Origin of the sequence: Paraburkholderia sp. EB58 (genome assembly GCF_050436665.1) — a bacterium.
Taxonomy (GTDB): domain Bacteria; phylum Pseudomonadota; class Gammaproteobacteria; order Burkholderiales; family Burkholderiaceae; genus Paraburkholderia.
This window is the reverse complement of record NZ_JBNDMQ010000008.1, coordinates 1-24,084: the sequence shown is the minus strand read 5'-3', so window position 1 is coordinate 24,084 and position 24,084 is coordinate 1. Positions and strand designations below refer to the sequence as shown.

The following is a 24,084-nucleotide window of genomic DNA, read 5'->3' as shown; positions in this document are numbered from 1 at the left end:
GACGTTAGTGCTTCGGTGCGGGGGAAATGCCGTGGGTTTGGCTCGATTGTGTCGGACTTTCTCGCGGGTTTTGCGAATTCTCACCGCCCACACCGCCGGGCCCATATCCTCTTCGTCGTCTTTCGGACCGCCCGTGCGAATCAACAGCCGTGCACGATTCATCTCATGTCATTTTATCCGCGCCAACGTGATGGCTCGCTCTGGACATGCAGTCACGCACAGACCGCAGGAGCGACAGGCATCGGCGTTCGGCGTGTACGCGACCTTCAGACCATGCACGCGCAGCTTGAATTTATGGAGCATGCCTAACTGTTTATAATCTGCGTCATCGATCTTGCGGATTTCGAAAACATCCTCGGGACACACGACCGCGCAATCGCCCCTGCCTTCGCAGCGTGTGAAGTCCACCACCGGTGCAATGACGCCCGCGGCCTGCTTGCAAGCGGCTGTCGATGCCTGCCTCATGGGTTGTCCTCCTGAGACTTGCCGCGCGGAGACGAAACACCCTTCAGGAAATTCTCGCGTTCTTCCGGCGTCATGCGCTCCCATCTGCGCCACGGTCCGCGTCCGTGCCAGCCGCCCCGACCGCGAAATCCGCCGAACAGGATACGGCTCAACACCAGCAGGCCCAGCGCGTGCAGATAATCAATCGCACGGCCACCGACGAATACCGCCGGAATCACCCAATTCCATAGGGCCATCACGATCCATCCCAGCACCGCAATCGCCACTAACGCCAGCAGTGCTTTGCCGAAGAATCTCACTCTGCATCTCATCGACCTGCTCCTTTAAATATCCAACTCGTCATACACGGCCTGCAAGCCGGCGCGCAGGTGCAGCACCGCATAACGCTTGCGCGCGAGCAGCGTGTTCACGCTGACGCCGCTCTCGGCAGCCAGTTCCTTGAAGCTGCGCCCTTCGAGTTCGTGCGCGACGAAAACTTCGCGCTGGTTGTCCGGCAATTCGTCGAGCGCCGCTTGCAGGGCGTCCAGTAGCACCGACCGTGCGTAGACGGCTTCCGGCCCGGCCTCGTGAGACGGCAGCGCGAGATCCAGCCGATACTCGCTGTCGTCGTCCGGCTCTCCCGTGACATCGGCCAGCGGCAGCTCCCGTTTCTTGCGAAACACATCAATGATGCGATTGCGCGCCACCCGGAACAGCCATGCGCTGACCTGTTCGATCGGCGCGGGCAGCCGGTAGGCCTGCACGAACTCATGAAAGACATCCTGCAAGATGTCTTCAGCTTCACTCGGATCACGCACCCGGCGCCGGATGAAATGCCCAAGCTTGCTACGCTCACGCAAGATGGTTGCAGTGAGGTCGCGGTCTCGTTCGAGCATCGGGTCCGGGGTCGGCGGCGGTTCCATACGTCTGTAGACGGATCAGGAGCGGGGATATTGTGCCCGGCGCGAAATAATGGGCATGTTGTGGTTCGCGGCCTTGATCAGCTTCGGTACGCCTGCGCGGGCAACCGCATGCATCGCGGACAGCGAAACAAGAGCGAGACGACAAGCGCTCGTAATGTGTTCAATGGATTCGCTCTAGCGCGCGGGAGGCTGGGGACTGTTCGCCGGGTCAGTGTCGAACTTGACCACGTTTTCGACTCCGCCAACGCCAACGCCAACCAATGCGGTAAGCTCCGCCTGCAAAGGGTCCGCGATCACTTTGTCGTAGACCTCTGCGCCGTCCACATACAGCGTGAAGGACCGTAGGTATCGAGCCTTTTTCTCCGGCTTCTCGATGGTTTCCTTGGTCCAGTGATACAGCGGGTAATGTTCGGGACCGAGCCTTTCGGCCTCGTTGACGTAGTCCGCGAACGCGTCGAACTGACACTTCAAGGACGCATGGTGTTTGCGCAGGACCTCACCAAGCGGTGCGTACACACGAGACGAGGGATCGCCGCGCAAGCTCGTCGCGAGTTCTTCGGAAACGGTGATCCTGAGCTGAAATTGCCATGCATTTTCCATGGTGACCTCAGAGATCCCTCTCGGCGAAATTCAACTCCACTCCATTGCCGGCCGGGTCCGAAAAGAACAACTGATGCTGACCGGTCACCGGCACCAGGTCGCGTCGATAGAGAATCTTGAGCTCATTCAACCGCGCTTCGAACTCGCTCATATTGCTGCAGGCGAACGCGGCATGATCAAACGTGTTGATCACCTGGCCGGGGCGCACTTCGTCCGGCCGCGCTTCGCTGAGATGAAGCACGTCGCGCTCGCCAATGTAGAGCCAGTAGCCATAGCTCTCAAACGGAGGTCGAGGTCCAAGTCGCAAACCGACTACCTCGACATAAAAGTCACGCAAGGTATCGAGCATCGGGCGACTCGCCCGAAAGTTGTAATGAGCGAAGCCGAGAATGGGCATGAAACCTCCAACTGCAATTTCACTGTACGGTGGCGCGATGTGTAGAAGCCGACTCGTGAGGAAGCTAATCAGCCACAACGCGGATTGGGACACACGGGCTGTCTACCAGTTTAAAACAGTATGACCGTGGGTTCGATCACCGCGTCACCGAATCTGCGAACGAGAGCATCGGACAACCGGAGCCCAGGCAGAGGAACGCCGCATTGGCAGCGACAACAAACTAAATGGGATGGGACGGGATATCGCGGCGCGGTGGCCGCAAAGGGCCACGCAAGCGGGAAAACGTAGCGGTCTACGTATGAAGCGGCGTGACGATATGGCGGATATGACGCCAGGCCAACCGCATGAACGGCTGGCCTGGGAACAACTCCAACTCAGGCTTGCGGTGCAGCGCTGTCCGTATCGGACGCCTGCTCGCTGCTCTCGTCTTCTTTCTTCTCGACGAGCGATTCCAGCGCGCCGGCGCCTTTGAACCCGGCTACCGCGGCTATGCCCTTCGTCAGCAGCCCAGCGTCCGGATCGACCTTCTCAGCTGCTTCCACTGCTGCAACTGCGCCTGCAATCTCACCTACCGTATCCAGAATTCCCATGACAATCACCGTATATGTTGAAGGTCGATATGAACTACTTCGCAACGATCAACGAGCGTTGCGGTTGCAAGCTCATGACTCACGCTGATGGCCGCTCGCCACCCTCAACGACAATAGCATCTCAGAAATGGTGAAGCTGTAAAACATTGTCAAATCTCAGCGCGGCGCTGGATGGTCCGGATACGTCGCAAAACGCTAAGCACTAAGCACTAAGCACCAGCCTTACCAGTTAGAACTCGTCGTTCGGCCGCGTCGAGATTACATTTTCCATTCGATTCGATTGACCGAATTTTGTGTAGGCACAAACACCACTAACCAAGCTCGGTCGCGAACAACGCGTTCAGCAGGTTCGACGCGGGCCGCTCGGCGAGCCGCGTCAGCGATTCGATCATCTCAACCTGGCAGTCCTGCAGCGGAATCATTCTGATGCGGCGCGACTCGTTGAATTCCGCTGACGCGATCACGCCAACACCCATCCCTTGCGCGATGGCTTCCTCGAGTGCCTCGCGGCCGTCCACGTACAGCACCGGCTCGACCTGCAAGGACTGCCGAACCAGTTCGATTTCGAGCAACTGCTGCGTCACCGATTGCGCTTCCCGAAAGATCACAGGCTGCTGCACGAACTCCGCATAGGTCAACTTGCGCTTCTTCGCGATTGGACTGGTGGCCGGCACCATCGCGACCAGAGGATCACGTCGTAGCACTCGCGCTTCGAGCCGGCTGTGGACCTGCGGCGCGGCGGTGATGCCAGCGTCTACCGTGCTCGAAAGCACGCGCTGCATGCACTCGGCCGCATTCGCAATGGACAGCGTCACCACGATGCCGGGATGTTGCTTGCGAAACGCGCCGATCAGTTTGACCGCGAGATCAGGTGCGTCCGCCGCCAGCGACAGCGTGCCGGATTCGAGACCGCTGGCCGAATCGAGCAGTTGCCGGGCATCGCGCTCGCAACTGAGCATCTGCCGCGTCACGCTGAAGAGACGCCGCCCGAGTTCGGTCGGCTCGACGCCACGCGGCCCGCGCTCGAAGAGTTTGACCCCAAAATCCTGCTCGAGCCGCCGCACATGGTCGGAAATGGCCGGTTGCGTCAACGACAGCGCCTGCGCCGCCTTGGAAAACCCGCCATGCTCCGCGACCGCGTGAAACGCCCGCAATTGCGCGTATTGCATCTGCGCCTCGCCTCGGTGATAAGTTTCAGTGATACCAGCATCGATTATATCGATTTTACCGATGGACCCGATTTCTGTACTGTGGCAACCACTGAGACCTTCATTGGACGTTCAAGCATGGACACCGCAGTCGACTCATCCGTTACCTCGTGCGCGCCCCCCGCCAAAGGAGAGCCGTATCTGTTGACGCCGGGGCCGCTCACCACGGCGCTCTCGACGAAGGAGGCGATGCTGCGCGACTGGGGATCGTGGGACGGCGATTTCCGCGCGATGACGGCGCTGCTGCGCCGCAGCCTGCTCGAGATCGCCGGCGACACTGCAGGCGACTACGATTGTGTGCCGCTGCAGGGTAGTGGGAGTTACTGCGTCGAGGCCATGCTCGGGAGCCTGGTCCCACGCGACGGACATGCGCTGGTGCTCGCCAATGGCGCCTACGGCAAGCGCATCGCGACAACGCTCGACTATCTGGGCCGCCGCCACACGGTCCTCGATAAAGGCGACTACCTGCCGCCGCGCGGCAACGAAGTCGAACGCATGCTCGACGCCGATCCGAGCATCACGCACGTCGTCGCCGTGCATTGCGAAACGAGCTCCGGGATTCTCAACCCAATCGAAGAGATCGCCGCGGCAACCGCGAAGAAGGGCCGCAAGCTGCTGATCGACTCCATGAGCGCATTCGGCGCGGTCCCGCTCGACGTACGACATCTGCAGTGCGAAGCGTTCGTCTCTTCAGCGAACAAGTGCATCGAAGGCGTGCCAGGTTTTGGTTTCGTCATCGCGCGCAAGAGCGCGTTGCGCGAGGCCAAAGGTCGCAGCCACTCGCTGAGCCTCGATGTGTACGACCAGTGGGATGTGATGAACCGCACGGGGCAATGGCGTTTCACGCCGCCCACGCATACCGTCGCGGCTTTTATCGAGGCGCTCAGGCTGCATGCAATCGAAGGCGGACAACCTGGCCGTCTGGCCCGTTATGCGCACAACCGCGACGTGCTGGTCGCCGGCATGCACGAACTGGGGTTTGAGCCGCTGCTCGACGCCCACTGGCGCTCGCCGATCATCGTGACGTTTTTTGCGCCCGCGCATCCTGCGTTCCGCTTTGAACACTTCTACGATTTGATGAAGCAACAGGGCTTCATCATTTACCCGGGAAAACTGACTGTGGTGGACAGCTTCCGCGTGGGTTGCATCGGCCAGGTGGATGCGGACGTCATGCGAGGCGTCGTCGCAGCGTGCGCTCAGGCCTTGCGCACGATGGGTGTCGAGCGCGCGGCGCCGCCGAGCGAAGCGCTTGAAGAACGTCAGTTGTTGGCGCAAGAAGTTTGAAATCCGCTGCAGCGTCCAAGGGCCGCGCAGCAAGCAACCAGCGACGCAAAGGACGTAGCAAACACTCCGCCGTCGCCCAGACTCTTCTCAGGATGTGACGTACATGAAGCACGTAAAAGCAGTGATTTTCGATTGGGCGGGCACCGTGGTCGATTACGGTTCGCTTGCGCCGATGGGCGCGTTTGTCGAGACATTCGAACAGTTTGGCGTGTCGATTACCATCGACGAAGCACGCGGGCCGATGGGCATGGCCAAGCGTCCGCATATCGCGGCGCTGATGGCGCTGCCACGGGTCGCTCAGGCTTGGGAGGACAAGTACGGCCACGCGCCGGGCGAGAAGGATATCGACGCGATCTATGACGTCTTCGTGCCGAAGAACATCAAGGTGGCAGCGAGCTATAGCCAGGTGATTCCGGGCGTCGCAGACGTTGCGACGGCGCTGCGTTCCGAGGACATCCGCATCGGCACGACAACCGGCTATACGCGCGAGATCATGGCTGAAATCACGCCGGGCGCTGCAGCACAGGGGTTTTCGCCGGATAGCCTCGTTTGCACCGGGGATACGCCGGAAGGGCGTCCTTCGCCGTACATGATCTATAAGACGTTACCGCAACTCGGCGTGTGGCTCGCCAAGAATGCGATCAAGGTTGACGATACCGAAGTCGGCATTGAAGAAGGCATCAACGGTGGGACATGGGCCGTCGGCGTGGCCGTGAGCGGCAACGCGCTCGGCATGGCCGAGGCGGATGTGAAGGCGCTGCCGGTTGATGAGTTTGCGCGACTGCGCGCGACCGCTGCACGAAAGCTGACCGCTGCGGGCGCGCATTACGTGGTCGATAGCGTCGCGGATCTGATGCCGGTGGTGTATGACATCGAGGGCAGGCTGGCGCGTGGGGAACGGCCTTAAGCGATTCGCAAAAAGCTAAACCGCTTCAATGAAAAATGCCGCCTGAGGTCACTCAGGCGGCATTTTTTTATGGCGGCGTACGCGCGCTTAGAACTGGTGACGGATACCGACCATGCCCATCGCCTGCTTGTTGGTAGACGCATCGTTACCGAAGTCACCCATCGACGCCACAGCGGCAACCACGTCACCCGACGTTGCGCTGATGGTATTGCCCGACGCCTTTTGATAACCGGCCAGCACGTAGAGATCCGTGTGCTTCGACAGGAAGTAGTCCGCGCCGAGGCTGAACTGGTTATACGAAACGGTGACGTTGTTGCCGTTACCCTTCGTGTAGTCGTAGCCTGCGCCAATAATCGTCGCCGGGGTCAGCTGATAGTTCACGTAGACCTGACCGGTGTTGAATTTCGTGTTGTTCTGGTCGCCGAAAGACGTCGCGTAGTTGTTGTACTGCACGTTGCTATAGGAAACGCCAAACGTGAAATTGCGGAACACGTAGTCACCGGCAGCGCGAATGATCTGCATCGAATTAGCCGACACGAACGCGCCGGTAATGGCTTCCGAATCCACTGCGAAGCTCGTCGCATCCGGGTTCAGGCCGTCGAACGACGCCGCGGTGCCATGGTCGCTGTTTGCGTGGAAATAGCCTGCGGCGAAACCGAACGGGCCGTGGTTATACGCAACCGCTGCGGCGTACGTCTGACCGCTTGCCGTGCTGCCCGGTACGCCGCCGAACGCATACATCGCCGACGCCTGCAGGCCCGCATAGTTCGGCGTGGTGTACTTGATCGAGTTGTTGGTCCGGTAACTATTGTCGTAGTTATCCATGTCGCCCGGGGTGGCGAATGTCGGGCCGAAGGTGTCATCGTTCGTCAGCGGCTGGATCAGGTCGATCAGCGGATCGTACTGACGGCCAAGGGTGATCGTGCCCGTGCTGTTACCCGACAGGCCAACCATCGCGGTGCGGCCGAACATACGTTCGCCTTGGCCCAGGCGGCCGTTGTCCACGTTAAAGCCGCTTTCCAACTTGAAGATGGCCGACAGGCCGCCGCCCAGATCTTCCGTGCCCTTCAAACCCCAGAGGTTCGGCGACAGATTGCCGGCGGCCATCTCGAACGTTCCGCCTGAATGGTTCGCGCCTTGCTGGTTGCCGAAGTACGCAATACTCGTATCGATCGCGCCGTAAAGCGTGACGCTGCTTTGTGCGTGAGCGACCGAAGTCATGGCTGCGAGAGAAGCTATTGCAACAATTGTTTTTTTCATGAAATTCATCCTCAAAGATACTGGTCTCGATTTACTATCCTGCGATATCACTCGCAAACCGGACACTCAATTACGTTTGAAGCCTGTTCTTTCCGGGAAAAGTCGAGGAAATAAACACTGCTTCATTCCGCCGGGTCCGACTGGCTACTGCGGCGCAAATATATCTGACGGTTTGATGTTAAAAAACCGAACCGCATTGAAATTCTATTTTTCAGAAACTTGAAGCAGCTATCGGCTTGATATAGCAAGGCTATGGGGCAATCCGAAACAGCGGCAATAATTGTTTTTTTGGCGTTTGTTGGCTGATTGCCACATGTAGATCCAGTGGACCAGCTGGCGTTGGCCAATGAATGCTCTTCGGATATCGCGATACTACCGGCGTCAAATTCGTACCGAAGCGGAGTATTACATAACGGTGCATTAGTTATGCCCTGATGAAAATCAGTATCGTCGACATGACTATTGCGAGCCGCCTTACCCGGTATTGGAGCAGGTTAATAGCGAAGCGCTGAGAAAATCCAGCCATTCGTTGAAAATCACCCAACGAGCTGGAAAAAGCACCCCACGTCTCGCGGCGCCATACCCGCGCCACGGTTGGCGACAAAAAATGGCGACGCTAAAATCGATCGCCTTGGCGTCTGCCAAGCCGGCCGGTTCACACGCTGTCTAGGAGCTAACGTGGAAGTCAAGTGGATCGAGGATTTCATCGCGCTCGCGCAGCACCAAAGCTTCTCGCGCGCAGCGGAACTGCGCAACGTCACCCAGTCCGGGCTAAGCCGGCGCATTCAGGCGCTCGAGCAGTGGATCGGCGCCGAGTTGATCGACCGCAGCACTTACCCTCCTACGCTCACGCCGGCGGGCCGGCTCTTTCTGGAAGCCGCCGAGGACATTGTCGGCAAACTGTTCGACACCCGCGCAATCATCCGCAGCGAGCAGCGCATGCCGGGGACAGGCCTGCAGATCGCGGCCGGCCACGCGCTATCGGTCGGCTTTGTCCCGGACTGGCTGCAATCGCTACAAAGCCGCTTTAGCGGGCTGCGGGTACGCATAGTGCCGACCAATGTGCACGACTCCATTCTGATGCTGGTCAACGGCAACTGCGAACTGATGCTCGCGTACGAGCACCCTGATCTGCCTCTGCACCTGGACGCCACGCGCTATCCTCACCTCACCGTCGGGCGTGATGTATTCCTGCCCGTCTGCGCGCCAAGCCAACGCTCTACGCCCTCATTCAGACTTCCCGGGACGCCGGGCCGTCCACTACCGCTGATCGGCTATAGTGCCACCACCTACTTCGCCCGCTGCCTTCATCTCCTGCTGCATCGCGCGAGTAAAAATCCCGCTTTGATTCCGCACTTCGAGTCCGACATGGCCGACGTGCTCAAGAAACTCGCGCTCAATGGCGAAGGCATCGCCTGGCTTCCCAAGAGCCTGATCGAAACAGAACTGGGTAACGGCACGCTCGTGGCCGCCGGCGACCGGACCTGGCAACTCGATCTTCAACTACGGTTGTATCGCGATCGAAACAACGACATGCCGCTGCTCAAGGACCTCTGGGAGTATCTGGAGTCCCGCATAGAAGCCTGACATACGGCGAATGCGCCGTCTTGCAGGACCTATGCGGCTGCCGCATAGTGCAATGTCAAGGCCGCATCACGTTCATTTCTGTCGTCTTTAGTATCCGTTCAAGTCTTCTCCGTACGGCGGTCCACGCAAGCGGAAAGACGATGCACATGCACGTCCTCCGCTCAAGGAAGACGTACCCCGAAGGACGCCCGTACTAGTCGACGAAGAAAAGGACAGACATGAAAAATCGCCTCACGCTCTATATTGCCGTCGGCATGGTACTCGGCGTCGCAGCCGGTTACGTATGCCACGCAAGCGCCGCCGATGCCGCCGCAGCGAAAACTATGGCCGGCTATTTCTCGATCATCACCGAGATTTTTCTGCGGCTCATCAAGATGATCATCGCGCCGCTGGTGTTCGCTACGCTCGTTTCAGGCCTGGCAGGCATGGAGAGTGGTCAGGACGTCGGCCGCATTGGGCTGCGCACGGTAGGATGGTTCATCTGCGCGTCGCTGGTATCGCTCGCCTTGGGTCTTGTTCTCGCCAACGTCCTGCAACCGGGTGCCGGCTTGCACATGGCGGCGAGCGGCAGCGACGTGAACACCGGCCTCAATACGGCAGGGCTGAATTTCAAGGACATCGTCACGCACGCATTCCCGACCAGTCTGCTGGACGCGATGACGCGTAACGACATCTTGCAGATTCTCGTGTTTTCGCTGTTCTTTGGCCTGGGGCTCGGGGCGCTGAAGCACGATGCACGCGTTAAGGTGGTCGTGCAAGCCATCGACGGCATGGTGCCCGTCATGCTGCGTCTCACGGATTATGTGATGCGCGCCGCGCCGTTCGGTGTGTTCGGTGCGATTGCGTCGGCGGTGACGTTACGCGGTTTGGACGTGTTGCTGACTTACGGCAAGTCGATTGGTTCGTTCTACCTGGGGCTAATATTGCTATGGGCGGCGCTGGTCGGCGTCGGCTATCTGTTTTTGGGCCGCCAAGTAGGTGCGCTGCTTAAGGCGGTGCGCGAACCGGCCATGCTCGCATTTTCGACCGCCAGCAGTGAAGCTGCCTATCCTCGCCTGACCGAGCAGCTCGAAAAATTCGGCGTCGACAAGAAGGTGGTCGGTTTTACGTTGCCGCTCGGCTACGTGTTCAACCTCGACGGCTCGATGATGTATCAGTCGTTTGCGGCGATATTCATCGCCCAGGCCTTCGGCATCGACATGCCGCTGTCGCAGCAAATCTTCATGCTGCTGGTGTTGATGCTAAGCAGCAAGGGCATGGCCAGCGTGCCGCGCGGCTCGGTCGTGGTGGTGGCCGCCGTGGCGCCGCTGTTCCATCTGCCTGCCGAGGGTGTAGTGATGGTGCTTGCCATTGACCAGATTCTCGATATGGGGCGCACAATGACGAACGTGATCGGCAACAGCGTGGCGACCGCTGTGATCGCGAAATGGGAAGCGCGTCGCAGCGACGTCAGCGCCACTGCTACCGCAGAGTTCGAGCAACTTCAGAGCGAAGTGCAATGACAGCAAGGAAGTTACCAGGCAAGCGGGTGTTTGGTGTGATCGGCGGGCTAGGGCCGCTCGCCGGCGCGGATGTGCTGTTCAAGCTGATCCAGGCGAGCCCGGCGCGTACAGACGCTGAGCACTTCGACGTCGTGTTCGAACAGCATCCGTTTCGTAACGCGAAGGCATCGCGTGCCGCGACAACTGAGCGCAAGCTTTATATCTTCGACATGATCCGCGATTTCGAAAAACGCGGCGTCACGACGGTTCTGCTGCCATGCTTTTTGAGCCATACGTTCATTGGAGAACTGCAGGAGAACGTGTCCGTGCAGATCGTCAACATGGTCGAGGCGCTGCGTGAACATGTGGTTCGTTGTTTCCCCTCGGTGCGTCGCGTAGGCATGCTGACCTCGGACTACATTCGCGACGCGCGTCTGTTTGAGCGGTATTTCAGCGCGTCGGAGTTCGAAGTGTTGCATCCGCGTCAGAGCGCCTTCGGTGAGATCGATCCTGTCACCGCGGCTGTCTACGAGGAAGGCGGTATCAAGAGCGGCGGGCTCAACGGAAGGCCTGTGGAACGGTTGCGTGAAGCCTGCCTGGATCTGATCGCACAGGGTGCGGAACTGATCCTCCCGGGTATGACGGAGATCGGCCTGGTGACGGAGCAGATCGGTCCGCTTTCCGTGCCCATCGTCGATTCGAATCTTGTCTATGCTCAATACGCCGTAGCGGGTCAATACGATAACCGCAGGCGGGTGTTCAAGGTTGGCGTAGTGGGCGGCGTCGGGCCCGCTGCGACTGTGGACTTCATGCAGAAGCTGGTACGCAGCACACCTGCGACGCGCGATCAGGAACACATCAAACTACTGGTCGAACAGAATCCTCAGATTCCGGATCGCACGGAGAATCTGCTGGGCGGTGGACCGGACCCGACGGTGTCGCTATATGCGACGTGCAAGAAGCTGGAAGCGGGCGACGTCGACATCATCGCGATTCCCTGCAATACGGCGCATGCGTTCGTCGAGCGGATTCAACCGTACCTGAATGTGCCGATCGTCAACATGCTGACCGTGAGCGTGGAATATCTGCGTACTGCGTTTCCGAAGCTACGCGAAGTTGGGCTGCTGGCGACGACGGGCACGATCATGAGCGGGGTCTATAGGAAGGCGCTGGAGGCGCATGGACTGAAACAGATCGTGCCGAGCGATGGACTGCAGGCGCGTGTCATGAATGCGATTTATGGCGAACGTGGAGCGAAGGCCGGTTTCATGTCCGGCGAATGTATCGACGACGTTACCGCGGCGGTGGATGAATTGAGCGAACGCGGTGTTGAGGTGATTGTTCTTGGGTGTACTGAGTTGCCGTTGCTGCTGCCTGACGGGGAGGTGCGCTCGGGCGGCGGTCGGGTCGTGAATCTTGTCGATCCGACTGATATTCTCGCCAAGCGTTGCGTGGCGTACGCGCTTGGGAATGTGGGTTCGAAAGCCGGGTTGCGCGAGCTGAAGGGGTTCGCGGTTAGCCAGATCGGGCAGACCTAGTCCCCTCCTTTACAATACCCAGGATATTTCGCCCTCGAACAACACTCCCGACACCTCACAAAAAGGGGTCTTCCATGATCATCAAACCGCGCGTACGCGGCTTCATCTGCGTAACTACCCATCCTGCCGGCTGCGAAGCCAACGTCCAGGAGCAAATCGACTACGTCACGGCTAGCGGCCCGATTGCCGACGGTCCCAGGAAAGTCCTGGTGATCGGCGCATCGACCGGTTACGGTCTGGCCGCCCGCATTACGGCCGCATTCGGTTGCGGCGCCGATACGCTAGGCGTGTTCTTCGAACGTGCCGGCAGCGACACCAAGCCGGGTACCGCAGGCTGGTACAACACGGCTGCCTTCGAAAAAATCGCCACCGGCAAGGGCTTGTACGCGAAGGGTATCAACGGTGACGCGTTCTCCGACGCAGTCAAGCAACAAACCATCGACGTCATCAAACGGGATCTCGGCAAGATCGATCTGGTCGTGTACAGCCTGGCATCACCTAGGCGCACGCATCCCAAGACCGGCGAAGTGTTCAACTCGACGCTCAAACCCATCGGCAAAGCGGTCACATTGCGCGGCATCGATACCGACAAGGAAGTCGTCAGAGAGACCGTTCTTGAAGCAGCGACGCAAACCGAAATAGACAACACCGTGGCCGTAATGGGCGGCGAAGACTGGCAGATGTGGACCGATGCGCTCCTCGAAGCGGACGTTCTGGCCGACGGCGCAAAGACCACCGCCTTTACCTATCTCGGCGAGAAGATCACACACGACATCTATTGGAACGGCTCCATTGGCGCGGCCAAGAAGGACCTCGACCAGAAGGTTGTCGGCATTCGCGAGAAGTTGGCCCAAACGGGCGGGGATGCGCGTGTCTCCGTGTTGAAGGCGGTCGTCACTCAGGCGAGCTCGGCAATTCCCATGATGCCGCTGTATCTGTCGCTGCTGTTCAAGGTCATGAAGGAAAAAGGAACGCACGAAGGCTGTATCGAGCAGGTCTACGGACTCTACAAGGACAGCCTCTACGGAAACTCGCCGCATCTCGATGACGAAGGGCGTCTGCGTGCAGACTACAAGGAGCTCGATCCGGCAGTGCAAGCCGAGGTGCAGCAACTCTGGGGCCAGGTGACTAGCGATAACATCTACACGCTCACCGACTTCGCCGGCTACAAGATGGAGTTTCTGCGCCTGTTCGGATTCGAGATCGACGGGGTGGACTATGAAGCGGACGTCAATCCCGACGTGCAGATCCCCAATGTTGTTCAAGTCTAGGTCTCTGCAGATCATGTGCCTTCCCGTTGGGGCACGAGGCATTGCTCCTGCTAAAAGCGGGCGCAATGCCTGAACAGGAGCACGTGTGATGAAAAAAATTCTGATCATCGGGATCGGCGCTGGAGATCCCGACTACATGACTGTGCAGGCGATCAACGCGCTCAATCGGGCAGACGTGTTCTTCGTCATGGACAAAGGTGTCGTGAAAGAGAAACTCGTCGCTCTGCGCAAGCAGATCATCGAAAGGTTCGTCACTCACGATCGTTATCGTATCGTCGAAGCAACGAGCCCTGAGCGCAGGCGTGACGAGAGCGATTACACGTCAACGGTAGATGAACTGAACCGCGATAAGCAACAGATATTCGAACGCCTGATTGCAGAAGAAGTGCAAGAGGGGGAATGTGGTGCGTTCCTCGTTTGGGGCGATCCGTCGTTGTACGACAGCACGATACGTATCATCGCGGCCATCGTGAAAGGCGGACAACACGAGTTCGACTACGAGGTCATTCCGGGCATCAGCAGTGTCCAGGCGCTCGCCGCCCGGCACAGGGTTCCGCTCAATCTGATCGGCCGTTCGGTCGAGATCACTAACGGCCGCGGGATTGCCGAAGGCTTCCCGGACAACGTGGACAGCGTAGTCGTGATGCTCGACTCCCATAATACCTACCGGAAGCTTGTCGACGAGGATCTGGATATCTACTGGGGTGCCTACGTGGGAACGTCCGACGAGATCCTGATCTCAGGAAAGCTGCGGGACGTCGCGGACGAGATAGAACGCGTCAGAGCAGAGGCGCGTCGCACCCATGGCTGGATCATGGATACCTATTTGCTGCGCAAGCCTGCATAAGTTCACGGCCGCATCCACCCTCGCGTAGAAACTCATGGTTGTTCCGTGCTCTTGCCCGGTGCCGCTTCCGGCATGTCAGGCGTTGGCGTGGGGGTCGAACTCGGCCCTTCGGATGGGAATCCACCGTTGCCTTGCGTCGCACGTGGCGGCTCGCCCATCAAGGCCGCTGCTTCTGAAGCGGACATGACACCTGACGCAGCCACAGGCCCCGATGCAGCCCCATGAGGTGCGCTGAGCAAAGGCGGCAATTCATGCGGCGCTGAGGCTTCGAAGGCTCCGGAAGCACTGGAGGACTGGGGCGCAACCGGCGCAGCAGGCGCAGGCTTCGGCGCTACGTGACGAACCGGTGCCGCAGGCGTCTGCGTCTGCGGCTTTGATCCGAAGACGTAAGTGATCCACGCATGCAGTTTGTCGCGGAACTGGTCGAACACACCAGGCTGCACCTCGGTGTCAAAACATACCCGCGAATCGATCAGCCGTGCGCGCAGCGCACGCTGATAGAAGTCACCGACGATCGGCAGCGCGGTGTGCGCCCCTTCACCCCAGTAGCTGCTGCCGAGCGTGACACGTCCGTCGTCGAAACCGACCCACGCTCCCGCCACCAGTTGCGGATGCATCAGGACGAACCAGCCGTCGGCATTGTCCTGCGTCGTGCCGGTCTTGCCCGCCACATCCGCACGGATACCGAAACGCGAACGGATGGCCGCGCCCGTGCCACGATTCACGACGTCACGCATGACATCGATCAGCGTCCGGTCCGCCGCAGCCGGCAATGCCCGCTCCGGCGACGCGGGTTCAAACTGCGCCAGCACGTTGCCATTGCGGTCCTCGATGCTCGTCACCATGCGCGGTTCGAGATACATGCCGTCGTTGGCAATCGTGCTGTACGCCGACACCATCTCCTTGATCGTCACCGGACTCGTGCCCAATGCGAGCGACGGCACCGCGTCGAGCGTACTGTCGCGCACACCCATTGCGCGGGCGAGCCGGACCACCTTGTCGGGCCCAACCTGCTCCATCAACTGCGCGGTGATCCGGTTGCGCGAATACGCCAGTGCATCGCGCAGCGTCATCGGCTTGCCGCTCGGCGCAACGTCATCGTTAGGACGCCAGATCTCCCCGCCCTTCAGCGGTATCTCGACGGGCTGATCGATGAAGGTGTCCGTCGGCTTCGCGCCGGCTGCGAATGCAGCGCCATACACAAACGGCTTGAAGGTCGAGCCGGGTTGACGGCGCGACTGCTGGACGTGATCGAACGGCTCATCCGCGAAATCGCGGCTGCCGACCCATGCCTTGATTTGTCCGTTGCGTGGATCGATGGCAAGAAAGCCCGCTTGCACTTCCGTCTTGTCGTGGCACAAGTTGCGCACGAACGTCCGGTCCGCGCTGAGATGCTGGAGCGCATCGTCGTCACTTTGGCCTGCCGTGCGCAAGGCCCGGTAGTCCGGCGTCTCGCGGATGAAGGTCTTGAAGAGATCGTTGCCCGGCGCACAGCCCGATCGTCCTCTCCACGCGCCATTGGCGATCGATTGCAGCGCATTGCCCTGCAACGCGACGGCTGCGGTTGCCATTGACTGAAGACGCGAGTCGATCGTCGTATGAACGATCAGTCCATCTGAATAGATGTTGTAGTCGTTGTTATCGGCCCACGAGATCAGCCATTTACGCAACTGCTGCGCGAAGTGCGGCGCGGGTCCGGGCGGCTCGATCTGCCGTTCGAAGTCGACACGCAAGGGTTTGCGCCTGAGCGTTTCGTAAAGCGTGGGCGAGAGCCGGCCATATTTGACCATCTGCGCGAGTACCGTATTACGGCGCTCCAGCGCGCGCTCCGGGTTCAACACCGGGTTGTAGTAGCTATTGCCCTTGAGCATGCCGGTCAGCGTGGCGCTTTCCAGAACGTCCAGTTGATCGGCCGATTTGCCGAAATAGGTCCGCGCGGCCATTTCGATGCCGTACGCGTTATAGAGAAACGGTACCGTGTTTAGATACGTTTCGAGAATCTGGGGCTTGCTGTAGGCCGCCTCGATCTTCAGTGCGGTGATCGCTTCCTTCACCTTGCGGGTCAAGGTCGGCGCGCGGCCGATTTCGTCGGGATAGAGGTTGCGCGCGAGCTGCTGCGTGATCGTCGAGCCGCCCTGGCGGTCCCCGCCAAACGTGTGCAGCGCCGCCGATCCGGTACGCCGCCAGTCGATGCCGTGATGCTGATAGAAACGATGGTCCTCGGTCGAGATCAACGCGTCGACCATGTGCGGCGAGATATCGGACAGCGCAACCCATTCGCGATTCGACGGTTTGAATTCGGCCAGCAGCTTGCCGTCGGCCGAAAGAATCTGCGCTGGTTGGTCGACGCGTGCCTTGCGGATATCGCTGATACTCGGCGTGAACGGAATCAGCACGATCACATAAAGCAGCACCAGCGCAGGCGGCGTGGCGAGCGTGAGCAGAACGCCGCGCCGCGTCGGATGACGCACATGAAACAGCGCGGTGGTAAGCAGAGGTTTGAGCAGATGCGCGGCGAAGCGAATCAGCTCGATCACGAGAAGAAACCCGGTCCCCAATACACGTGCCAGCCGGCCAGCCCATTTGCGGCAGAATTCACGTACGGACGATACAAATTGGCGACTCACGCTGGTTTCAGCCCCTCTTGAAAAGCGTGAATGGTACCAAACTGCGCATGGGGAACCGGCTCGCACTGGGTTGCGGGGACGAGTCCTTGTGGATGATCGGTACCCTCATCGGCGAAGGCATTCGGCTGTCTGGCCCCTTGGGTCAGTCGATCCTGCATGCCGGCCGAGGACTACCCGCTGCCCGATGAAACGCTCGCCCCACGGGAATAAACTGCCGGCACAAGCGTTTACCTCAACGTGCGCCCGCACAGCGAGTCCCCATTCTGAATGGAAAACGCACCATGCTCTTATCCGACCGCCTCGTCCAGCTCGGCATCCAGTTGCCCGCCCCGATCAACCCGCTTGGATCGTATCGAACGGTTTCAGTCTCCGGAAACCAGCTCTACGTCTCCGGACTCGCGGCATTCGAAAACGGTAAGCCGATCGTGGGGATGGTCGGCACGGACCTCTCGCTCGATGAGGCACATCATGCTGCACGGTTGACCATGCTGATGATTCTGGCTTGCATCGATCAGGCGGCCGCGCTGGACAAGATCGAACGGTGCAGCCGCTTGACGGTATATGTGCGCGCGGATCCGTCGTTCACGCAGCATCCCAAGGTCGCAGACGGAGCGAGCGATCTGATGCTGACGCTGTTCGGACCTGAGAAGTTGCCGGCGCGCAGTGCTCTAGGGGTACATACGCTGCCGATGGGGATTCCCGTTGAGATAGACAGTATCTTCGAGCTCAAAAGCACCTAGTGTCTGGCTACACGCTAAAGAGGTTGGAATCGCCGGACGCCTCCGGCATCTCTCCTGCCTTCAGGAAGTCGACAAAGGCCCGCAATGGCGCAGGCAAATGCCGTCGCCCCGGATAGTAAAGAAACGGCCCGGAGAAACGCTGCCACCACGGCTCCAGGATTGGCTCCAGTTCTCCGCTATCGAGGTACTGGCGCAGCATGCCTTCAAACAGGTGAATCACCCCCACGCCCGCTAGCGCCGTACTGATCGCGAGATCCATGGCCGCGCCCGGCCGCACGAGGAGCGGTCCCGCAGGATCCAGTCGCACCACTTCGCCGTCACGCTCGAAATCCCACGTGGGCTTGGCGCCCCCAGCAAACTGGCCGCGCAGGCAGGCATGCGAGAGCAGGTCACGCGGATGCTCGGGCCGCCCGTGCGCGTCGAGATAGGCCGGCGTCGCAGCCGTCGCGAAACGCTGCACGCGGGGTCCGATCGGGATCGCGATCATGTCCTGCTCAAGGCGCTCGTCGTAGCGAATGCCCGCGTCGCAGCCGATTGACAGCACATCGACAAAGCCATCCTCGACTACCACCTCCACGCGGATGTCCGGATAAGCCTTCAGGAACGCCGCGACGATGGGCGGCAAGACAATTCGCGCGGCGCTCGACGGCACGTTGAGTTTGAGCGTGCCAGTGGGCTTCTCCCTGAATCCGTTCAGGACGTCCAGCGCCGCTTCCATCTCGCTGAACAAGGGCACCAGCTTTTCGAGGAGACGTAACCCCGCTTCGGTCGGGGCCACACTGCGCGTGGTGCGATTCAAGAGACGCATGCCGAGCTTCGCCTCAAGGCGGCGCACGGCAATACTGAGGCTGGAGGCGGACACGCCGCTGATCCGCGCCGCGTCGCGAAAGCCACCCGCGCGAGCGACCGAAACGAACGCGGCAAGATCATTCAATTCCATGGTCATTGTTCAGAATTTTCAACAACCCGTGTAATTTAGATCCTATTTTCTAACAGCGCAATCGGGGCCATACTGGCGCTCATCACTCGTCAAGGAGAGCGCAATGTCGACATTCACCCCCGTGGACACTTTTGAACTCGCCGGTCGCCCGGTCAGCCGCATGGGTTATGGCGCCATGCAACTAGCCGGCCCCGGCGTATTCGGGCCGCCAAAGGACCGTGATGCAGCCCTCGCGGTGCTTCGCGAAGCGGTGGCCTCCGGCGTCAATCACATCGACACCAGCGACTTCTACGGTCCCCACATTACCAACCAGCTGATTCGCGAGGCGCTTCACCCTTATCCGGACGATCTGGTGATCGTCACCAAGGTGGGCGCCGTCCGTGGCGAAGACGGTTCGTGGCTCCCGGCGGTCGAGCCCAAAGATATCGAGCGCGGCGTGCATGACAATCTCCGTCACCTGGGTCTCGATGTCATCGACGTCGTCAACATGCGGACCATGGGCGCAATCCACGCGCCCGCTGAAGGATCGATTGCCAAACAGGTCGAGACGCTGGCCGAACTCCAGCGCCGGGGTCTGGTGCGCCACATCGGTCTGAGCAACGTGACGTCGACGCAGGTCGCCGAGGCACAGGGCATCGCGGAGATCGTTTGCGTGCAGAACCAGTACAACCTCGTCCAGCGAGACGACGACGCACTGGTCGACGAACTGGCGGCCAAGGGCATCGCCTACGTGCCATTCTTCCCGCTTGGCGGGTTCACGCCGATTCAGTCCTCGGTCCTGTCTACGGTCGCGCAAACGATCGGCGCGACGCCAATGCAGGTGGCACTCGCTTGGCTACTGCATCGCTCACCTAACATTCTGCTGATTCCGGGCACGTCGTCACTCGGGCATCTGCGTGAAAACCTGCAGGCGGCGCAGTTGAGGCTACCAGAAGCGGTGCTCGCTGAATTGGATGCGATCCGGCAGGTTGGTGCGGAGCATTGATTGCTCCACGCGAAGCGATGGCCTGATAGGTATGGCGGCATTTTCGCGGTTCAGGATTGCTCCGCCTCACCGCCTCTCGCGCCCGTCGTAGCTGCCGGCGACAGCGCACCGACCATCCGCATATGTGCCTTCCCCGACGACTCGGCAATCTGCCACGCAAACAGCCCCGGCACAAAAATGAGCAGATCGCGAATCCGCCTTGCGCCAGCAAGCGCGAGGCACGTCGCCGGATCGAGCCCCAGCGCGCCGCCAATCAGGATGAAGCCGCCCTCTTGCACCCCCAGTCCGCCCGGCACAAAAAACGCCGCACTGCTGACCGCCTGAATCAGCGACTCGATCACCACCGCCTCGGTAAAACTCACCCGCGCACCGAGAAAGTACAGCGCCAGCCAGATCTCCAGCGCGGTCAGCACACACTGAAGCGGTTGCCAGAAGAACAGATAGCGCAGCACCACGCCGCGTCGGCGCCAGATCAGCCTGATCGACCGGTCGATCTGTGCGGACTGGCCGACGAGCGCCGCGAGCTTCCCGCTGGTCGCGTGATTCAGCATGCGCGTAATGCGTTCGAACGGACTGGCGTGCTGCACCAGCGCAAACAGCACCAGCGGCGGTGTAAGCGCCACGATGCCCCAGGCCAGATCAGCGGCGAGGCGTAACGTGCCCGACGCCGCGTGCGCAAACAGGAAGCCGATGCCGACCAGCGTGAACAGCAACTGGCTGATCAGCGTGAGCTGCATATCGGCCACCAGACTCGCCGCCGCAGTCGAGCCACGCAAACCACGTCGGCGCATCAGACGAAACGACACCACCTCGCCGCCGATACGCGCCACCGGCAACATGCTGTTGACCGACTCGCGGATCCAGACCAGATGCAACATGCCCGCCAGGCTCGGCCGGTTCGCGCCGCGGATCAGGCTTTGCCAGTCGCACGCGTTGGCAAGCATCGGCAGGACGTGGGCGAGCCCCGCCAGCACCAGCCCCGCGCCCGCGGCACGCATGAGCCCAAGCACCGCGCCCGGATTGTCGTGGACCACCAGCCAGAGCGATGCGATCAAACCTAGCAACGCAGCGAAACGACCTAGATGCTTCATTACCCTACTCATCCTGAACCGGCGACAGCAAACCATTGCCGTCTACCTTGAAGCTGAAGCCTCGCCAGATCACCCGCGTCGAGAAGAAGCTCGCCACGAAGATCCAAAACGACACGATATCCCAGAACGGCAGCAGCCACAGGTCGCGATGCGCTTGCCGCAACGCGTGATCCGATTGCACCTTCAGCGCGAGCCGCGCGAGCAGCGCTGCCGCGGCAAGTGGCCACGCCCAGGCCGCACCACCCGAAAGTGCCACGGCAAGCGACGCAAAGGCGAGCGGATGCGTTAGCGCGGAACCCAGATGACCAATCGGGTCGATGATGCGTATGGTCCGGCTCCAGCGCAATTCGTGCGCAATCAGCTTGGTGGCGCTGGTCTCGACACAGGCATGCGACACCGTGAACGGCGGAATCACCACCTTCTCGCCGATCATGCGCACCGCTTCGCCAATCGCATGATCCTCCGCCAGGTGATGCACGAACTGCGCGAAGCCGCCGATCTTTTCGAGCGTTTCGCGCCGCATCGCAATGGTCTGTCCAAAGCACGGACGCGCCATCCCCAGCGCCAGCCCCGTCACGACGCCAGGCAGGAACTGGTAATTGGTCGCCTTGGCCGACAGGCGCGGCCAGAATCCCGGATCGGGCTGACCGCGATAGACGCAGGTAACGAGACCCACGCCAGGCTTCTGCAACTCGCCAACCACATTGCGCAGATAGCTCGGGCCCACGCTCACATCGCTGTCCGCAAACACCAGCACATCATGCTCCGCCTCGGGCAGCATGTTGAGGATGTTGCTCATCTTTCGGTTGGGGCCATACAGACGTGCATCGGCCACCACCGTGATATGCGCTTGCGGATGCAGCAGACGCAGTTGTTCAACGGTCTGCAGCGCCGGGTCTTCAGAGTCGTGCACGCCAAACAGAAATTGCAGCGGGCCCGGATAGTCCTGCTGACAGAAACTCGACAGGTTGCTCAGCAAGGTCCACTCGTGCCCATGCAACGGCTTGACGATCGTGACTGCCGGATAGCTGGTGGGCTCCGAGGTGGTACGGGCAAAGAAACGTCCGATCAATGCTCCAGCCAGCACCGTATAAACGATGCCCAGTGCGGCGCCAATACCGCAGAGAAACGCCAGCGCCAACAGGATAAGATGCTCCCCCTGCAGACGACCTTCGACGGCAATCAGTCCGCTTGCGAGCAGCAGACCGATCAGGCAGGCAAGCCACGCCATAGCCTTCATTGCCGCGTCACGCTTCGTGTGCGCGCAGGAATCTGAAGAACTCGACGCCTTCACGCAGACGCCGCTTCATCATGTCCCAGCTCAGCAGCATCTCGCGCACGATCTCCCAGATCTTCGACGGTCGGAAATAGAAACGCTTGTAGAAGGTCTCGACGTGGTGATAGATCTCCTCGCGCGAAAGGTGCGGATAGCCAATGGCGGCCAGTTGCACGCCTTCCTTGCTGACGAGATTAATGACCTTGTTCTCCTGCAGCCAGCCGTTCTCCACCGCCTGGTTGTAGAGCGTCGTGCCCGGGTACGGCGCCGCCAGCGACACCTGGATGGTGTGCGGGTTGATTTCCTTCGCGTACTCGATCGTCTTTTCGATCGTCTCCTGCGTCTCGCCCGGCAGGCCCAGGATAAACGTGCCGTGAATCTTGATGTCCAGCTTGCGGCAGTCTTCGCTGAAGCGACGTGCGATATCCGTGCGCAGGCCCTTCTTGATGTTCAGCAGGATCTGGTCGTCGCCCGACTCGTAACCCACCAGCAGCAGGCGCAGGCCGTTCTCCTTCATGATCTTCAGCGTCGAATACGGCACGTTCGCTTTCGCGTTGCAGGACCACGTCACACCCAGCTTTCCGAGACCACGTGCGATCTCTTCGACACGCGGCTTGAAGTCGGTGAAGGTGTCGTCATCGAACATGATCTCCTTGACCTCGGGCATGTTGTCGCGGATCCACTTCACTTCCTCCAGCACGTTTTCCACCGAGCGCGTGCGGTAGCGGTGTCCGCCCACTGTCTGCGGCCATAGGCAGAACGTGCACTTCGAGCGGCAGCCACGTCCGGTGTAGATCGAGACATACGGATGCTTCAGATAACCAATGAAGTAGTTCTCGATCTTGAGGTCACGTCTGTAGATGGGCGCCACGAACGGCAGCTCGTCCATGTTCTCGAGGATCGGACGCGCCTCGTTGTGCTCGATCGAGCCATCCGCCGCGCGATAGCTCAGGCCCTGGATCTGCGCGAGCGGCTTGCCCGCCGCCACTTCCTGGCAGGTGAAATCGAATTCTTCACGGCAGACAAAATCGATCGCTTCGCTCGCCGTCAGCGAGTTGTGCGGGTCGACCGCAACCTTGGCGCCCACCATGCCGATCATCACCGACGGTTTGCGCTTCTTGAGGTCCTGCGCAAACATCGCATCCGTAGGGAACGAAGGCGTGCTCGTGTGGATGATGACGAGCTCATACTGCTGTGCGATCTCTAGCGATGCTTCGACCGACAGACCATCAGCCGGTGCATCGAGCACGCGGCTATCCGGCACGAGTGCCGCCGGCTGCGCGAGCCACGTGGGATACCAGAACGAGCGGATCTCGCGCTTCGCCTGATAACGCGAACCCGCGCCGCCATCGAAACCGTCATACGACGGGGCCTGCAAAAACAGCGTTTTCATGAATGCTCCAATAATCTGTGTTGAATCCGATAAGCGCTTGAATGAAAGAGGTTGCACCAGCGTGACGGCACGCCAGGGTGCTGAATGAGGGATGCTTCATCGATCATCGGAGATCTCCATGACCGACGTGTGTGGTTGCGCCACGCGATTGATGACCGGTATCCGCGCACCACGCCACACGACGTAGGAGCCGAATACCGCGCCCAGCCATTGCAGCGCCAAGAGCGTGTCGCGCAACGGCACGAGCGGCAGGTCACGCCAGAAAGTGCGTGAGGAGCGAGCGCTGCGTGCATGCAGAAGAATGCGAGCAATGCCGCCCATAACGGTACCGATCGAAGCCGTAGGCGCGACAAAAGGATGGGCTGCAGCGACATCTGCTCCCGTGAGCGAGGGAATCAGCAACGTGTCGGCTAACAGCCACGGTGACGTGAACGTTATGAACAGAAACGCGAACCCCAACGGGTTTACCGAGCGGATCGTGCGCAACCAGCGCATCTCGCGCAGCCACAGTGTGGTGAAAGTCGGCTCGATCACGTCCGTGGCCACCATCACCGGCGACAATACGGTAGTCAGCCCGAGCTTGCGCGCATGTTCGGCCAGCCAGTAGTCGTCGGCAAGACAGTCTTTAAGTGCCTCGAAGCCGCCGATCTCCTCGAGCGTCGTGCGCCGCAACGCCAGGGTCGCGCCAAACCCGA

Annotated in this window: 23 protein-coding genes; 9 read left to right on the top strand and 14 right to left on the bottom strand. The window is 60.3% G+C overall.

Annotation, left to right across the window (positions count from 1 at the left end):
• Positions 1–168: 168 nt before the first annotated feature.
• From P3T40_RS13545 to P3T40_RS13515, 7 genes are all read right to left on the bottom strand, one after another.
• Positions 169–465, bottom strand: a complete 297-nt coding sequence (locus tag P3T40_RS13545; RefSeq protein ID WP_429268218.1) for a 4Fe-4S dicluster domain-containing protein — start codon at positions 463–465, stop codon at positions 169–171.
• Entirely contained in the window at positions 462–776 is a 315-nt protein-coding gene (locus tag P3T40_RS13540) for a hypothetical protein (RefSeq protein ID WP_429268217.1), read from the bottom strand. The genes P3T40_RS13545 and P3T40_RS13540 overlap by 4 nt, the downstream gene beginning before the upstream one ends.
• 12 nt (positions 777–788) lie before the next feature.
• Positions 789–1,367, bottom strand: a complete 579-nt coding sequence (locus P3T40_RS13535; protein ID WP_429268216.1) for an RNA polymerase sigma factor — start codon at positions 1,365–1,367, stop codon at positions 789–791.
• 174 nt (positions 1,368–1,541) lie between these two features.
• The gene (locus P3T40_RS13530) at positions 1,542–1,967 is read right to left on the bottom strand and encodes a hypothetical protein (protein ID WP_429268215.1); all 426 of its coding nucleotides are present in this window, start codon (positions 1,965–1,967) and stop codon (positions 1,542–1,544) included.
• Positions 1,968–1,974: 7 nt separating this feature from the next.
• The gene (locus tag P3T40_RS13525; RefSeq protein WP_429268214.1) at positions 1,975–2,364 is read right to left on the bottom strand and encodes a VOC family protein; all 390 of its coding nucleotides are present in this window, start codon (positions 2,362–2,364) and stop codon (positions 1,975–1,977) included.
• Between the two features lie 374 nt (positions 2,365–2,738).
• Positions 2,739–2,954: a hypothetical protein gene (locus P3T40_RS13520; protein ID WP_429268213.1), complete on the bottom strand. Its 216-nt coding sequence runs from the start codon at positions 2,952–2,954 to the stop codon at positions 2,739–2,741.
• 311 nt (positions 2,955–3,265) lie between these two features.
• On the bottom strand, positions 3,266–4,123 hold the full coding sequence (locus tag P3T40_RS13515) for a LysR substrate-binding domain-containing protein (RefSeq protein WP_429268212.1): 858 nt from the start codon (positions 4,121–4,123) through the stop codon (positions 3,266–3,268).
• Positions 4,124–4,240: 117 nt separating this feature from the next.
• Between P3T40_RS13515 and P3T40_RS13510 the strand changes: the two genes are divergently transcribed.
• Both P3T40_RS13510 and phnX read left to right on the top strand, forming a co-directional pair.
• On the top strand, positions 4,241–5,446 hold the full coding sequence (locus P3T40_RS13510; RefSeq protein WP_429268211.1) for a 2-aminoethylphosphonate--pyruvate transaminase: 1,206 nt from the start codon (positions 4,241–4,243) through the stop codon (positions 5,444–5,446).
• A gap of 103 nt (positions 5,447–5,549) precedes the next feature.
• Positions 5,550–6,353, top strand: coding sequence for a phosphonoacetaldehyde hydrolase (gene phnX, locus P3T40_RS13505; protein ID WP_429268210.1), 804 nt, complete (start codon positions 5,550–5,552; stop codon positions 6,351–6,353).
• A gap of 87 nt (positions 6,354–6,440) precedes the next feature.
• Here phnX and P3T40_RS13500 read toward each other — a convergent pair whose 3' ends face one another.
• Positions 6,441–7,613, bottom strand: a complete 1,173-nt coding sequence (locus tag P3T40_RS13500; protein WP_429268209.1) for a porin — start codon at positions 7,611–7,613, stop codon at positions 6,441–6,443.
• Between the two features lie 678 nt (positions 7,614–8,291).
• On the opposite strand from P3T40_RS13500, the gene P3T40_RS13495 reads away from it, so the two are divergent.
• From P3T40_RS13495 to cobF, 5 genes are all read left to right on the top strand, one after another.
• Positions 8,292–9,200 (top strand): LysR substrate-binding domain-containing protein, encoded by a 909-nt coding sequence (locus tag P3T40_RS13495; protein WP_429268208.1) that lies wholly within the window; start codon positions 8,292–8,294, stop codon positions 9,198–9,200.
• Positions 9,201–9,418: 218 nt separating this feature from the next.
• Positions 9,419–10,702 (top strand): dicarboxylate/amino acid:cation symporter, encoded by a 1,284-nt coding sequence (locus P3T40_RS13490; RefSeq protein WP_429268207.1) that lies wholly within the window; start codon positions 9,419–9,421, stop codon positions 10,700–10,702.
• Positions 10,699–12,219, top strand: a complete 1,521-nt coding sequence (locus P3T40_RS13485; protein ID WP_429268206.1) for an aspartate/glutamate racemase family protein — start codon at positions 10,699–10,701, stop codon at positions 12,217–12,219. The genes P3T40_RS13490 and P3T40_RS13485 overlap by 4 nt, the downstream gene beginning before the upstream one ends.
• A 74-nt stretch (positions 12,220–12,293) precedes the next feature.
• Complete coding sequence (gene fabV / locus P3T40_RS13480) at positions 12,294–13,490, top strand: enoyl-ACP reductase FabV (protein ID WP_429268205.1); 1,197 nt, start codon at positions 12,294–12,296, stop codon at positions 13,488–13,490.
• Between the two features lie 88 nt (positions 13,491–13,578).
• Positions 13,579–14,337 (top strand): precorrin-6A synthase (deacetylating), encoded by a 759-nt coding sequence (cobF, locus tag P3T40_RS13475; protein WP_429268204.1) that lies wholly within the window; start codon positions 13,579–13,581, stop codon positions 14,335–14,337.
• A gap of 32 nt (positions 14,338–14,369) precedes the next feature.
• On the opposite strand, the gene P3T40_RS13470 is transcribed toward cobF, so the two are convergent.
• On the bottom strand, positions 14,370–16,871 hold the full coding sequence (locus P3T40_RS13470) for a penicillin-binding protein 1A (protein ID WP_429268450.1): 2,502 nt from the start codon (positions 16,869–16,871) through the stop codon (positions 14,370–14,372).
• Between the two features lie 374 nt (positions 16,872–17,245).
• On the opposite strand from P3T40_RS13470, the gene P3T40_RS13465 reads away from it, so the two are divergent.
• Positions 17,246–17,704, top strand: coding sequence for a RidA family protein (locus P3T40_RS13465; RefSeq protein ID WP_429268203.1), 459 nt, complete (start codon positions 17,246–17,248; stop codon positions 17,702–17,704).
• A 7-nt stretch (positions 17,705–17,711) separates the two neighbouring features.
• On the opposite strand, the gene P3T40_RS13460 is transcribed toward P3T40_RS13465, so the two are convergent.
• Complete coding sequence (locus P3T40_RS13460) at positions 17,712–18,644, bottom strand: LysR family transcriptional regulator (protein WP_429268202.1); 933 nt, start codon at positions 18,642–18,644, stop codon at positions 17,712–17,714.
• A 103-nt stretch (positions 18,645–18,747) separates the two neighbouring features.
• On the opposite strand from P3T40_RS13460, the gene P3T40_RS13455 reads away from it, so the two are divergent.
• Positions 18,748–19,629 carry an aldo/keto reductase family oxidoreductase gene (locus tag P3T40_RS13455; protein WP_429268201.1) on the top strand — a complete coding sequence of 294 codons (882 nt, stop codon included), beginning with the start codon at positions 18,748–18,750 and terminating at the stop codon, positions 19,627–19,629.
• A gap of 50 nt (positions 19,630–19,679) precedes the next feature.
• Here the strand turns inward: P3T40_RS13455 and P3T40_RS13450 are convergent, their stop codons facing one another.
• The 4 genes from P3T40_RS13450 to P3T40_RS13435 all read right to left on the bottom strand — a co-directional run.
• Entirely contained in the window at positions 19,680–20,720 is a 1,041-nt protein-coding gene (locus tag P3T40_RS13450) for a lysylphosphatidylglycerol synthase domain-containing protein (protein WP_429268200.1), read from the bottom strand.
• A gap of 4 nt (positions 20,721–20,724) precedes the next feature.
• Entirely contained in the window at positions 20,725–21,960 is a 1,236-nt protein-coding gene (hpnI, locus tag P3T40_RS13445) for a bacteriohopanetetrol glucosamine biosynthesis glycosyltransferase HpnI (protein ID WP_429268199.1), read from the bottom strand.
• Between the two features lie 7 nt (positions 21,961–21,967).
• The gene (hpnJ, locus tag P3T40_RS13440) at positions 21,968–23,389 is read right to left on the bottom strand and encodes a hopanoid biosynthesis associated radical SAM protein HpnJ (RefSeq protein WP_429268198.1); all 1,422 of its coding nucleotides are present in this window, start codon (positions 23,387–23,389) and stop codon (positions 21,968–21,970) included.
• A 96-nt stretch (positions 23,390–23,485) separates the two neighbouring features.
• The coding region (locus P3T40_RS13435; RefSeq protein ID WP_429268197.1) for a glycosyltransferase at positions 23,486–24,084 on the bottom strand (599 nt) is incomplete at its 5' end.